Below are 12,944 nucleotides of genomic sequence, written 5' to 3'. Positions count from 1 at the left end.
GAGAGGGGCGTAAACATGGATAACTGGCTGATCAATTTACTGGCACTGGTACTGCTCGGCGTGGTGCTGGACGGTGCGCGCCGCGCCTACCTGAAGCACCGCGATACTGTAAAAGTATCCCGCAATCTGTCCCGCTCCATGCGCCGGGATCTGGATGACCGCAACGAAGATATTCTCTCTGCGCCGCGCCCGGTCGATGCGCCGGAGCGCTCTGGGGCAACCGCGGCGCAAAAACATCCCCGCACAACACCAACTCCGCGTAAATCCGCGAATCTCACCGAGTCGGAGCTGGAATATATCGATCCGGAAGAGGCGGAAAAGCGTCGCCAGATTTCCCGTGAATTACCGGGTTCTGTGCGGGTTGTGCAGCGTCGCAAACCGGAAGACGCCACTCAGGTGAACCGTCAGGTACAACAGAATTTCCAGTCTTCTCGCAAGCCTCTGGCGGGCAGCAAGCCCGAGCGTGAGCAAGATGGCGAGTCCACAACTGTGGAAGCCGGACAGCGCCCGCATGTGCCAGAGCAGGTCGCTCTCAACCTGGAAGAGCAGGTTCCGATGCTGATGGATTCGGTAGCGGATGCCCTGGTGGAACCCGGTGCCGTGGTGGAAACACGGATGGAAAATACGTTGGAATCACAGGTTGAGACCAGCGTTGAAGCCAGTGTTGAAACCTGGGGAGAAGATGCCACCCAGTCGTCCGCCGATCCCATGGCCGGGCTTTCCGAAGAGCCCGTGGCCAGTGACCGCCGCGAGCCCTCTCTGGATGAGTCGGTGAGCTTGGAATCTTTGCAGACGGTTTCCGAATCCAGCGATGAGGCGCCCGCGGAAAGCGAAGAACGCAGTGCCCCAGCCAGGTCCGGTTGGTCGGCCCCGGAACTCAAGCTCCCCGAACTGAAATTCCCCGATCTTAAAAAGGCCGTTACGCCTGCTCGGGAATCCCGCTCTGCGAAGCAGGCGGAAAGTAGAGCGGGCAGTGCGAAGAAGGCGGGCAATCGCAATACGTCCAGCGAATCGCGCAAAGAGCGCGCAGTGGAAGAGGTGCTGATCCTCAATATCATGGCGCCCGCCGGTGACTGCTTTGAGGGCAATGACCTGTTGCGGGTGCTGCTGTCCAGCGGATTGCGCTTCGGTGAAATGAATATTTTCCACTACCACTGTGGCGATGCGGGCGAAGGCCCGGTGCTGTTTAGTCTGGCCAATATTGTTGTGCCTGGCACTTTTGATATGTCCGAGATGGAAGATTTCACTACCCCGGGCATCAGCCTGTTCCTCGCGCTGCCCGCAGAGGTGGAAGCCGTGAAAGCATTTGATACCCTGCTCTCTACCGCGCGCAATATCGCCGAGCAACTGGGTGGTGAGCTGAAGGATGAAAACCGCAGCGTATTCACCGCCCAGACTGCCGAACACTATCGCCAGCGCGTGATGGAGTTTCAACGGCGCAAAGCCCTGGCCCGCGCTCAGGCCTGACCCAGAACATAATTCACCCGTAGGAGCTTGCAGGCAGGCTCCTACAAAACCCTATATCTTCCCACCGGCAAGAATTCCCTATTTTTGCGGATGAACAATGACAAAAAATATCCCCCAGCAAACTCAGCAGCGTGCGCAACAGCTGCACGAAATTCTTAATCGCGCCAATTATGAATACTACGTACTCGACGCCCCGGAATTACCCGATGCCGAATACGATCGCTGTTTACGTGAACTGCAGGGTCTTGAAGGTGAATATCCGCAACTGATTACTGCGGACTCGCCTACCCAGCGGGTAGGCGAAAAGCCGCTGGCGGCGTTTACCCAGATCCGTCACGAGATGCCCATGCTGTCGCTGGACAATGCGTTCAACGACGAGGAGATGGTAGATTTTGATCGCCGAATTGGTGATCGCCTGAACAGTAGTGAGCCGGTGGAATATGCCTGTGAGCCCAAGCTCGATGGTATTGCTGTGAGCCTGCTGTATCGCAGTGGTGTTCTCGAACGCGCGGCTACCCGCGGTGATGGCACCGTGGGCGAAGATATTACCCAGAATGTGCGCACCATCTATTCAGTGCCTCTGAAGCTACTTGCACAGGATGTTCCCGCCGTGCTCGAAGTGCGCGGTGAAATCTATATGCCCAAGGCCGGGTTCAATGCGCTGAACGAAAAAGCGCGCGAGGCCGGGGAAAAAGGGTTCGTAAACCCGCGCAACGCCGCCGCGGGCAGTCTGCGCCAGTTGGATTCTCGTATTACCGCGCAGCGGCCTCTGGAATTGTGTGTATACAGCGTCGGTGTCGTCGAAGGTGGGGACTTGCCGGAGCGTCATTCGGACGTGCTCGAACAGCTGAACCGCTGGGGTTTCCGTATCAACAGCGAAATGGCGGTGGCGAAGAATATTGGCGAGTGTCTGGCGTATTACCGCAGTCTCGGTGAAAAGCGCGCACAGCTTCCCTACGACATTGACGGCATCGTGTTCAAGGTCAACAGCATCCCTTTGCAGAAACGACTGGGGTTTGTAGCGCGGGCCCCGCGCTGGGCCACTGCGTATAAGTTCCCCGCACAGGAAGAGATGACCCGGCTTCTGGACGTGGAGTTTCAGGTGGGGCGCACCGGTGCTGTCACACCGGTAGCGCGCCTGGAGCCGGTGTTTGTGGGTGGTGTGACCGTTTCGAACGCGACCTTGCACAATCGCGATGAGATTGCGCGTCTCGGGGTGAAAGTGGGCGATACGGTGGTGATTCGCCGCGCCGGCGATGTGATCCCACAGGTGGTGTCCGTGGTTGAGAGCCGTCGCCCCGCAGACGCCCGCGATATCGAATTTCCTGCGCACTGTCCGGTGTGTGACTCTCCGGTAGAAGCGACACCGGGCGAGGCGGTTGCGCGCTGTAGCGGCGGCCTGATCTGTAGTGCCCAGTGCAAGCAGGCGATCAAACACTTTGCCTCACGCAAGGCGCTGGACATTGACGGTCTCGGCGACAAGATCGTGGAACAGCTGGTGGACGAAGGGTTGCTTAAATCCGTGTCCGGTCTTTACCACCTGTCCCTGGAACCTCTGGTCGCACTGGAGCGCATGGGCGAAAAATCCGCGCAGAATCTGCTGGATGCCCTCGAGGCCAGTAAGAGCACCACACTGCCCAAGTTTCTATACGCACTGGGAATCCGGGAAGTTGGTGAGGCCACAGCGCGCAACCTGGCACAGCATTTTGGTGATCTGGATCAGCTGATGCAGGCCGACGCAGAAGCGTTGCAACTGGTGGACGATGTGGGCCCCATCGTTGCACATTATGTGGCAGAGTTTTTCGAGCAGCCGCACAACCTGGAAGAAATTGAAGCGCTGAAACAGGCCGGCGTACACTGGGCGCCGGAGGTGCAGGAGGCGGGTACACAGCCGCTGGCGGGCCAGACCTGGGTGCTCACCGGAAAGCTGGAAACCCTCTCCCGCAGTGAGGCCAAGGACTACCTGCAACGCCTGGGTGCCAAAGTGGCGGGCAGTGTCTCCGCGAACACGCATACCGTCGTTGCCGGCCCCGGTGCCGGGTCTAAATTGAACAAGGCCCGCGACCTCAATCTACCCATTCTCGACGAAGAGGGGTTGATGGATATGCTGCGTGAACGGGGTATCGAGATTTAACGCGTTCGGCTGTTTTCTGCACAATCTGTAGCCTGGATAGGCACAGCGCATCCACTGCCGGCGAATTGATCACCCGTCGTTATAGAAAATGCGACCGGAATACGAATTTGTCGGATTGCGGCAGTAGAATTCTGGCTGCTGCGCCGTTACAGTTGGCTGAATTAGTTTTTTGAATTGGCCTGCTGGCGGCACCGAGTTGTGTTGCGGTGGCAGCGTAGGGGTTAGCGCAGAGTGATTCAGGGCGATCAGGAATCCATTGTTTACGGCTGTATCAAAGACAGTAACAGCCTGACCGGGGGCAGTGACCGCCGCCGGACCAATCGCGAGGCCATTCTGGCTCTTCCCGGTGCCGACGAGTGGCCCTTTCTGTGCCGCGATATGTTTGCGGTTCCCACCATCAAGGTCAAACAATCCCAGTATCAGACCGACGTCATCCACTTCGGCGCGTCCTATTGCGCGGTGGAATACGAGTGGAATCACTGGATCCAGAAGTTCGAAGAACTGCTGCAAAGCATGTATTGGGTGTCGGCAACGGTGCACCTGGAAACTGAGCTTTCTGGTACTCACTCGTTTACATGGGAGGCCGCCGGCCTTTACCATGAGCCCGGCTGCGGCGAGATGCAGGTACGCTGTGAGTGGACCCAGGAAGGGCGCGTCAGCATGTAATGCGGCCGATTTTTTCTCTGTGCACACCCGTGTGACCTGGCCGTACTCGACGCTATCCTGTTTCTGATCAATACTTCCTATTCTATTCAGTCTACCGCTCGACCGGGGGTTTCCCATGTCCGACAAGTTGCCTGAAAACACTTCTCAAACGTCCCCAGAAAAGTCCGCACGATTTCGTGTTGAAAAAGACAGCCTGGGTGACGTCCAGGTACCAGAGAGCGCCTGCTACGGCGCTCAGACTCAGCGCGCCGTAGAAAATTTTTGTGTCAGTGGGTACCCATTACCGGAAGAGTTTTTAAGCGCGGTAGTTGCAATTAAAAAAGCGGCGGCGGAAGCCAACCAACAGTTGGGCTTGCTCGACGGACAAATGGCCGGTGCGATTATCCGGGCCTGCGACCAGCTCGACACGGCCGACTACGCCGAGCAATTCCCCGTGGATGTGTTTCAGACTGGCTCCGGCACCAGTACCAATATGAATGTGAACGAAGTGCTGGCGCACATTGCCAGTGCACAGAGTGGCCTCGAGATCGGGGCCAATGATCACGTCAATATGTGCCAGAGCAGTAACGATGTGATCCCCACGGCAATTCACCTGTCCGCACTTCTCGCACTACAGAACAAGCTCCTGCCAGCCCTGGTGCATCTGATCGAAGTGATCGAGGATAAAGCGGCTTCGGTAGAAGGTGTTGTCAAAACCGGTCGCACGCACCTGATGGACGCGGTGCCCGTCACGCTCTCCCAGGAATTAAATGCCTGGGCGGCGCAGATGCGCCTGTGCAAGGCGCGTGTCGAAGACGCACTTCCACGGTTGGAAGAACTGGCACAGGGCGGTACTGCCGTGGGTACCGGGCTGAATGCACACGAGGAATTTGCGGAAATTTTCGCGCGTCGCCTGAGCCGTGAATGCGGCGCATCACTCCGGCCCGCCGCCAATCCGTTTGCAGCGATTGCCAGCCAGGATACCGCGGTGGAAGTATCGGGCCAGCTGAAAACCCTCGCCGTCGCCGTGATGAAAATCGCCAACGACCTGCGCTGGATGAACAGTGGCCCTCTCGCCGGTTTTGGCGAGATAGCCTTGCCGGCGCTGCAGCCGGGCAGCAGCATCATGCCGGGCAAAGTCAACCCGGTGATTGCCGAGTCGGTGGCCATGGTGGCGGCGAAGGTGATGGGGAATGACACCACGATTACAGTGGCCGGGCAGAGTGGTAATTTCCAGTTGAATGTAATGTTACCGGTGATTGCGTTTTCCCTGCTGGAAAGTATCCGGATTCTCTCTACCGGCACGCGCATGCTGGCGGACAAGGCCATTGCCGGCTTTACCGTTGATGAAACACATATGCAGGATGCGCTGGCGCGCAACCCGATACTGGTGACCGCGCTCAATCCGGTTATCGGCTATGGTAAGGCCGCCGAAATCGCCAAGGCCGCTTACGCCAGTTGTCGGCCGGTGCTGGATGTGGCCGTGGAAATGACGGACCTGTCGGAGGCTGAGCTCAAGCGCCTGCTGGACCCTGCGCGGTTGAGTCGCGGCGGCATTGTGGATGGTGAGTAGACGCAACCGCTCGTCACAATTGTGCATGTACTCATGCACTGCACCCTTGTCGGTGTCCGCTAAGCGAGGACAAGAATACCCAGCAGAACGGTGCCGGTAAAAAGCATCATACATTCAATCCAGATTGCCATCCTGCGCAGAACCTTCCTGTCTTCCCTTCGGTAGAGCAGTCGTTTGTGCATGATCTGCTACTCCCTGCCTGGTGGTAGATTGGTTGCCCGCCTGCTTTGCGGGCAGTAGAGCGCGAGCCCCGAACAGCGGTTTCGTTGACAGCGTGCGGTCGATGCTGCACGATTCTGCGCCGTTGGCGCCTGACTTCGCAGTACCCAGCCCGAGTGCACCCCGACGAAAATGTAGTGTGGCTGTACCCGGTACGGCCCGGATGGGTACTTTTAGAGAGGTACCCCTATATTGATAGGGTAGTGTTGTAGAGATTCGTCGACCAATCATTCATTTTCCAGTCAAAGTGTTTTGTTATGGCCAAAAAACGCCGCCGTTCATTTATCACCAGTGTACTCGCCTGTCTTGCTTTTATCGCAGCGGCGGTCTGGAGCTGGGATCTGCCGGTGGCAGACCTGCTGAGCTACCTGGTGCTGATGCTGGTTTTTCTCGCTGTCATCGTCGCTGCGGCGTTCGGGTTTGGTGCGCTGCTGAACTGGCTGCGCAATCGCCGCAATAAATAATTTATTACTACTGATCGGATTGCCCGCGCCAGAATGGAAAATACCAACGAAGATATCCGCATTCCCATCGCCTATGTGCAGCGTTTGCTGGACGAGGCCTCTGGCCACGGCTGTGATCGCGGGGACTTGCTGGCGTCGGTAGGAATCTCCGAGGCTGACCTGGAAGACACCGCGGCATTTTCCGCAGTGAAGTACGGCCGCTTGTACCAGCGAGTGATGTGGCTGGCCCAGGATGAATGGTTTGGCATGCTGAGCGGTGGACGCGTGCGCTCCGGTTCATTCCGCCTGCTTTGCCTGACAGTGGTGAACTGTGCAACGGTACGCCAGGCGATCACCCTTAGTGCGGAGTTTATGGAGATCTGCCGCGGATTCCGGGTAAAACCTGTGCTGCACTCGCGAGGAGATAAAGACCGGGTGGTGATTGAGGGCATCAGTGCCCTGCAGCCCGGGGAGTTCGATCAACTGATCGCAGAAACCACACCGGGGGTGATCCGCACTACATTGGCCGTGTGGCACCGCTTCTATTGCTGGCTGGTGGGGCGGGAAATCCCCCTGGCCAAGCTGCATTTCTCTTTCCCCTGTCCGGAAGAGTTCCTCGCTCTGGCGCAAAGTGAAGCGGGTGAACTGTTGTTCGATCAGCCCGGGAATGCACTGGAATATGAGAATCGCTACCTGGATTATCCCATCGTACAGAGTTCGCAGACGGTAGAAGATTTTATCCGTACCGCGCCCTATCACCTGGTGATCAGCGATGGCAGTGCCAACGGTATCAAGACCAAGGTGAAGACCATTCTCAACCGGGATGTGAGCGAGTCCATGCCCGCCGCGGAAGCGGTGGCGGACCGTTTGAACATGTCAGTTACCACACTCCGTCGCAAGCTCCAGCAGGAGAAAACTTCTTACCAGAAACTGAAAGATGAATGTCGTATGGAAGCGGCATTTCACTATCTCAGTTGTCCGGATCTCTCCAATACCCAGATTGCGGAAATGCTCGGTTTCGATGAGGCCAGCGCGTTCTTTCGCGCTTTCAAAAAGTGGACCGGTGTTACTCCAGGTGAATACCGCAAGAGCCCGCGCTCCACTTCCGCCGGTCTCTGATTTCCGCCCCGGTTTATCGCCTGTTTCCCGGCGCACCAGTCTGGCGCATGGCCTTTTTTGGTGAAGGCGGCGTGAAGCTTTTGACTGCTGCGTCAGCCATTTCCCTGTCATCTGCCCGCCGTATTTTGTTAGTGCTTTGGGCACTTTTCGCCATGGTGAGTCTTATTGATTTGCTACTAATATGAATAAAAGCAAAAGTTGAGTCACCAGCCGGCGCGGCGATTTCGCTGTCCAGCCGGGGCTCCCGGGAAGCAAGGCCCGGTCCACCGACGACAAATATCGAAAGAGGGTACACAGGATGAGCGAGATCAAGATTCCGCTGCGTGACATGCGCTTCGCCATGCGCGAGCTGTTTGGCTGGGATCAGCACTATGCAACGCTGGGTTACGAAGATGCGAGCCCGGATGTAGTGGACGCCATCCTGGAAGAGGGCGCCAAATTCTGTGAAAACGTGCTGGCCCCCCTGAACCAGATCGGTGACCAGCAGGGCTGTACCTGGAATGACGGTGAAGTCAAAACTCCGGAAGGATTCAAAGAAGCCTATCAGCAGTTTGTTGAAGCTGGCTGGCCGTCGCTGCCACATAAGGAAGAGCATGGTGGGCAGGGTCTGCCGCCGTCGCTGGGGACCATTCTGAGTGAAATGATCGGCACGTCCAACTGGTCTTGGGGTATGTACCCGGGGCTGTCCCACGGTGCCATGAATACTCTGGAAGCCCACGGTACCGACGAGCAGAAGCACGCCTACCTGTCGAAGCTGGTAGAAGGCAGCTGGACCGGCACTATGTGTCTGACCGAGCCGCACTGCGGTACCGACCTGGGTATCCTGCGTTCCAAAGCCGAGCCGAACGACGACGGCTCTTACTCTATTACCGGAACCAAAATTTTCATTTCTGCCGGTGAGCACGACATGGCGGAAAACATCGTACATATCGTTCTTGCCCGCCTGCCCGATGCACCTGTAGGCACCAAGGGTATCTCCCTGTTTATTGTTCCTAAGTTCCTGCCCAGCGAAGACGGCTCTGCCGGTGAGCGCAACGGCGTGAGCTGCGGCTCCCTGGAGCACAAGATGGGCATTCACGGCAACGCTACCGCCGTGCTCAACTTTGACGGCGCGAAAGGTTTCCTGATCGGCCCGCCCAACAAGGGCCTGAACTGCATGTTCACCTTTATGAACACTGCGCGTCTGGGTACTGCCCTGCAGGGCGTGGCGCACGCGGAAGCTGGCTTCCAGAAATCTCTGGCGTATGCCAAAGACCGCCTGCAGATGCGCTCCCTGAGTGGCCCGAAAAACCCGGAGGGTGCGGCAGACCCGATTATCGTGCACCCCGATGTGCGCCGCATGCTGTTGACCCAGAAGGCTTTCGCCGAGGGTGGCCGCATGCTCATCCTGCTGTGTGCGCAACAGCTGGACCGCTCACAGGCCGGTTCCGAAGAGGAGCGTAAAGAAGCCGACGACCTGATGGCCTTCCTGACACCGATCGCCAAGGCATTCCTGACCGAAACCGGTTATGAATCTGCCAACCTGGGCATGCAGTGTTTCGGTGGTCACGGCTATATCGCCGAGTGGGGTATGGAGCAGAACGTACGCGATGCCCGTATCTCCACCATTTACGAGGGTACTACCGGTATCCAGGCACTCGACCTGTTGGGCCGCAAGGTACTGATGAGTCAGGGTGAACTGCTGCGCAAGTTCACCAAGATCGTGCACAAATTCTGCCAGGCAGAAGCGGACAACGAAGCTTTGGCTCCGTACGTGACCAAGCTCCAGGCGCTCAACAAGGAGTGGGGCGACCTGACCATGAACGTGGGCGTCAAGGCGATGGAGAACCCGGACGAAGTGGGTGCTGCTTCCGTAGATTACCTGATGTACTCCGGGTACGCGGTACAGGCCTACCTGTGGGCACTGTCTGCCAAAGTGGCGAACGAAAAAATCGCCGCGGGCACTGAGGAAGAGGACTTCTATCGTGCCAAGTTGGCGACTGCGAGATTCTATTTCGATCGGATCCTGCCGCGCACCGCAACCCATGCCAGCGCTATGCAGAGTGGCGCCGACAACCTGATGAGCCTGGACGCGGATCACTTCGCCTTCTGAGCTTGATGTGAATAAAAACACCGCCGCTGGCAACATCGGCGGTGTTTTTGAATCCGGCTTTTGCCAACGACGGTAACAGCGGGATGTTTAATCCGGAGCACCGATGCAATTACCCGCGCAAATCATTGAGCGGCTACAGCAGCTGACTTGTCTGCCCAATACCGCTCGGGTACAGTTTCGACTACCGGACGGCAGTGATTTTTACCTGCAGGTGCAGCGTCGAAATGATGACCAGTCTGCCGTCGGAGATACGCTTGTTAAAATCGAGGCGGAACAGGTTTCCGGCTTGACCGAGGACGCGGATCTGGAGCTGGAAATGTCGTACAACACCTTGAAAGACATTACCGATGGCCAGCTGAGTGCGCGGCACGCATTCCTACTTGGGGATATCCGCTATACCGGCAATCGAGAGCTGGCAGCGGCGCTGGCAGACCTTTTTTCCGCACACGCTTGAGCGTGAGAGAGGGCCGGGGAGGAATAGAATTTCGGCAGCCGGAGTGCTCCAATATTCGCCGCGGTGATTGCAGAAGCTGGCGGCGCGGAGATCTGGCGGCTGGTTCAGCAAAATCGACGGCATCGAGCGGCTTATAAAAAAACAGGCGTGCTATTTGCTTCTCGCAGCGACATTCACCGAATAACTATCAAAACTTACAATAATTATCTGTCCGAATGGCTCTTGCCCTGAAGATTTCGTCTATATACGGACATGGGTACCATAAAGAGATTGGCAACCGCGGAATACCGGTGGTTGGTTAATTTTGGCGTCATGGTATCTTCGGTCTGTAACCTGATTGATAATCCCGGGTTAAGGGGCGCACCGTACCAGGCGGGCAGCACCACAAAAACAACATATTGGGAGAAATAAGTTGGACATCGAACGCAGTATTCTTGACGTGTTTTCCGCCGCTACGGCCAAATTCGCTGATCGACCGGCTTTCACCTGCCTCGGGCACACATTGAGCGTCCGTGACATAGACCGGCTCAGCGCCAACTTCGCCTCCTACCTCCAGAACAAAACGAATCTCAAGCCTGGCGACCGGATCGCGGTACAGCTGCCCAACGTTCTCCAGTACCCGGTTGTCGTATTCGGCGCACTGCGTGCCGGGCTCACTGTGGTTAATACCAACCCCCTGTATACCAAGCGCGAACTTAAGCACCAGCTGAATGATTCCGGTGCCAAGGCGCTGGTGGTGCTGGCAAATATTGCGGACACGGCTTCCGAAGTCATTCCGGAAACTGGCGTCGAACAGGTGATTGTGTCCGAAATTGCCGATCTTCATCCGCCGCTCAAGCGCATCCTGATCAACAGTGTCGCCAAATACATCAAAAAAATGGTGCCGGAATTCAGCTTCACCAACCGCGTGGATTTCCGCGATGCCATGTCCGCAGGCACCGCGCAACCGCATCAGGAAGTACAGCGCACCCCTGACGACCTCGCGGTGCTGCAGTACACCGGCGGCACCACAGGTGTCGCTAAAGGCGCCATGCTGACCCACCGCAACCTGGTTGCCAATATGGAGCAGGTACGGGAAGCGCTGGGTGATTCCATGCGCGAGGGCGAGGAGTTCTACATTGCGCCGCTCCCGCTCTACCACATCTACGCCTTTACCCTGCACTGCATGTGCCTGTTTACCACCGGTAGCCATTCTCTGCTGATTCCGAATCCACGGGATATTCCGGGCTTTGTGAAAACCCTGAAAGGCAAACGCTTTACCGGTTTCTGCGGCCTGAACACCCTGTTCAACGGTCTGATGCGTAATCCGGAATTTGCCGATCTCGACTTCAGCAAACTGCACACCACCTGCTCCGGTGGCATGGCGTTGACCCGTGCTACCGCAGAGAAGTGGAAACAAGTGACTGGTTGTGTCGTGACCGAAGGTTACGGCATGACTGAGACGGCGCCGGTCGTTTCTTTCAATCCTGTCGAAGCCGTACAGCTGGGTACCGTGGGGCTGCCCGTACCGGACACCGAAGTGAAGGTGATTGACGAGAACGGCAATGACCTGCCCAACAATACCCCTGGGGAGCTCTGTGTTCGCGGGCCGCAGGTCATGAAGGGCTACTGGGAGCGCCCAGAGGCCACAGCTGAGACCATCGATTCTGAAGGCTGGCTGAAAACCGGCGATATGGCGGTCATCCAGGACGACGGTTACATCAAGATTGTCGACCGCAAGAAAGACATGATCATCGTGTCGGGTTTCAATGTGTATCCCAATGAAATCGAAGATGTTGTGGCGGCGCACCCGAAAGTTGCCGAGGCCGCGGCCGTGGGTATTCCCGACGAGCGCAGTGGCGAAGCGGTAAAACTGTTCGTAGTGAAAGCGGAAGAGTCCCTGACGGCTGACGAAGTCGTTGCCTTCTGCCGCGAAAACATGACCGCCTACAAGGTGCCGAAAAACATCGAGTTCCGCGACGATCTGCCGAAAACGAATGTGGGCAAGATTTTACGCCGCGAACTGCGCGATGAAGAGCTGAAGAAGCTCGAGGAAACGACGGCTGCCTGATCTGGAGAACAATCTTGGCCCCGGGTGTTGTGCATAGCAACCGCCCTCAAAAACCCGCTGCTTGCAGCGGGTTTTTTTATGGGAATTTTGGCGAATTTCTACTCTTCAAAGATTGCGAAGCCCAGCTCGCTAACACTGATGGACGATAGCTGGTGCGCTATAACTAAGGTTAACCAGAGGTGCACCGATTTCTACCGCAGAGGCGAGCGATGGACAAGCAGAATAGAAAGCCCTCAATTCTCCATGACGAGTTGCCTGCGGAACATGAAGACCCGCTGATTCGGGTGCTACATATCATCATCCGCGCGTCTATCCGTTTTCTCGCGATACTCATGGCCATGGTAATCATGTGGAGTGTGGCGGATGTGGTTTGGGTGCTGTACCAGCGATTGTCTGTCGAGCCAATATTGTTGCTGGACCACGGCGACCTGTTTGATGTTTTCGGCGCCATCATGCTGGTGTTGATCTCGATCGAAATCTTTATCAATATCCGCCTCTACCTCGGCTCCAACGTGATTCCGATTCAGCTGGTGGTCGCCACGGCACTGATGGCTATCGCGCGAAAAGTCATTGTGCTCGACCTGGATGACACCGGGCCGATTTACATACTGGGGATTGCGGTAACGACGCTGGCCCTGGGTATTACGTATTGGCTGGTCTCGAGAAAAGAAACGCTGACAGTCGAAGCGCATTCTCCCGTACCGCACGATGTGCAGAAGGGGAAAGTGCAAGATGAGTGAGCGCGCGG

Annotated in this window: 10 protein-coding genes; all 10 read left to right on the top strand. The window is 56.9% G+C overall.

The genetic code is table 11. The annotated features are described in order from the left end of the window. Positions 1–15: 15 nt before the first annotated feature. The 10 genes from zipA (at position 16) to Q1A74_RS05960 (ending at position 12,936) form a co-directional block, all read left to right on the top strand. A complete protein-coding gene (gene zipA / locus Q1A74_RS06005; RefSeq protein WP_299593496.1) occupies positions 16–1,467 on the top strand; it encodes a cell division protein ZipA in 1,452 nt (483 codons plus the stop codon). Between the two features lie 97 nt (positions 1,468–1,564). After that, the gene (ligA, locus tag Q1A74_RS06000) at positions 1,565–3,601 is read left to right on the top strand and encodes an NAD-dependent DNA ligase LigA (protein WP_299593493.1); all 2,037 of its coding nucleotides are present in this window, start codon (positions 1,565–1,567) and stop codon (positions 3,599–3,601) included. A 231-nt stretch (positions 3,602–3,832) separates the two neighbouring features. Beyond that, entirely contained in the window at positions 3,833–4,267 is a 435-nt protein-coding gene (locus tag Q1A74_RS05995) for a hypothetical protein (protein ID WP_299593490.1), read from the top strand. 115 nt (positions 4,268–4,382) lie between these two features. After that, entirely contained in the window at positions 4,383–5,819 is a 1,437-nt protein-coding gene (locus tag Q1A74_RS05990; protein ID WP_299593487.1) for an aspartate ammonia-lyase, read from the top strand. Positions 5,820–6,295: 476 nt separating this feature from the next. Continuing rightward, a complete protein-coding gene (locus Q1A74_RS05985; protein WP_299593484.1) occupies positions 6,296–6,502 on the top strand; it encodes a hypothetical protein in 207 nt (68 codons plus the stop codon). Between the two features lie 33 nt (positions 6,503–6,535). Further along, positions 6,536–7,600 carry an AraC family transcriptional regulator gene (locus tag Q1A74_RS05980; protein ID WP_299593481.1) on the top strand — a complete coding sequence of 355 codons (1,065 nt, stop codon included), beginning with the start codon at positions 6,536–6,538 and terminating at the stop codon, positions 7,598–7,600. 298 nt (positions 7,601–7,898) lie between these two features. After that, on the top strand, positions 7,899–9,692 hold the full coding sequence (locus Q1A74_RS05975; protein ID WP_299593477.1) for an acyl-CoA dehydrogenase C-terminal domain-containing protein: 1,794 nt from the start codon (positions 7,899–7,901) through the stop codon (positions 9,690–9,692). Between the two features lie 103 nt (positions 9,693–9,795). Then, the gene (locus Q1A74_RS05970) at positions 9,796–10,146 is read left to right on the top strand and encodes an SCP2 sterol-binding domain-containing protein (RefSeq protein WP_299593474.1); all 351 of its coding nucleotides are present in this window, start codon (positions 9,796–9,798) and stop codon (positions 10,144–10,146) included. Between the two features lie 412 nt (positions 10,147–10,558). Continuing rightward, entirely contained in the window at positions 10,559–12,196 is a 1,638-nt protein-coding gene (locus tag Q1A74_RS05965; RefSeq protein ID WP_299593471.1) for an AMP-binding protein, read from the top strand. Between the two features lie 209 nt (positions 12,197–12,405). After that, positions 12,406–12,936, top strand: coding sequence for a phosphate-starvation-inducible PsiE family protein (locus Q1A74_RS05960; protein WP_299593468.1), 531 nt, complete (start codon positions 12,406–12,408; stop codon positions 12,934–12,936). The last annotated feature ends 8 nt before the right edge of the window (positions 12,937–12,944 follow it).

This window comes from uncultured Microbulbifer sp., assembly GCF_947504145.1.
GTDB lineage: Bacteria > Pseudomonadota > Gammaproteobacteria > Pseudomonadales > Cellvibrionaceae > Microbulbifer.
This window is presented reverse-complemented; position numbering and strand designations above follow the sequence as displayed.

What these genes read in the sequence shown, in the direction of transcription:
- zipA (WP_299593496.1), top strand. Translation starts at nt 16, where the DNA reads ATGGATAACTGGCTGATCAATTTACTGGCACTGGTACTGCTCGGCGTG.
- ligA (WP_299593493.1), top strand. Translation starts at nt 1,565, where the DNA reads ATGACAAAAAATATCCCCCAGCAAACTCAGCAGCGTGCGCAACAGCTG.
- Q1A74_RS05990 (WP_299593487.1), top strand. Translation starts at nt 4,383, where the DNA reads ATGTCCGACAAGTTGCCTGAAAACACTTCTCAAACGTCCCCAGAAAAG.
- Q1A74_RS05985 (WP_299593484.1), top strand. Translation starts at nt 6,296, where the DNA reads ATGGCCAAAAAACGCCGCCGTTCATTTATCACCAGTGTACTCGCCTGT.
- Q1A74_RS05980 (WP_299593481.1), top strand. Translation starts at nt 6,536, where the DNA reads ATGGAAAATACCAACGAAGATATCCGCATTCCCATCGCCTATGTGCAG.
- Q1A74_RS05975 (WP_299593477.1), top strand. Translation starts at nt 7,899, where the DNA reads ATGAGCGAGATCAAGATTCCGCTGCGTGACATGCGCTTCGCCATGCGC.
- Q1A74_RS05970 (WP_299593474.1), top strand. Translation starts at nt 9,796, where the DNA reads ATGCAATTACCCGCGCAAATCATTGAGCGGCTACAGCAGCTGACTTGT.
- Q1A74_RS05960 (WP_299593468.1), top strand. Translation starts at nt 12,406, where the DNA reads ATGGACAAGCAGAATAGAAAGCCCTCAATTCTCCATGACGAGTTGCCT.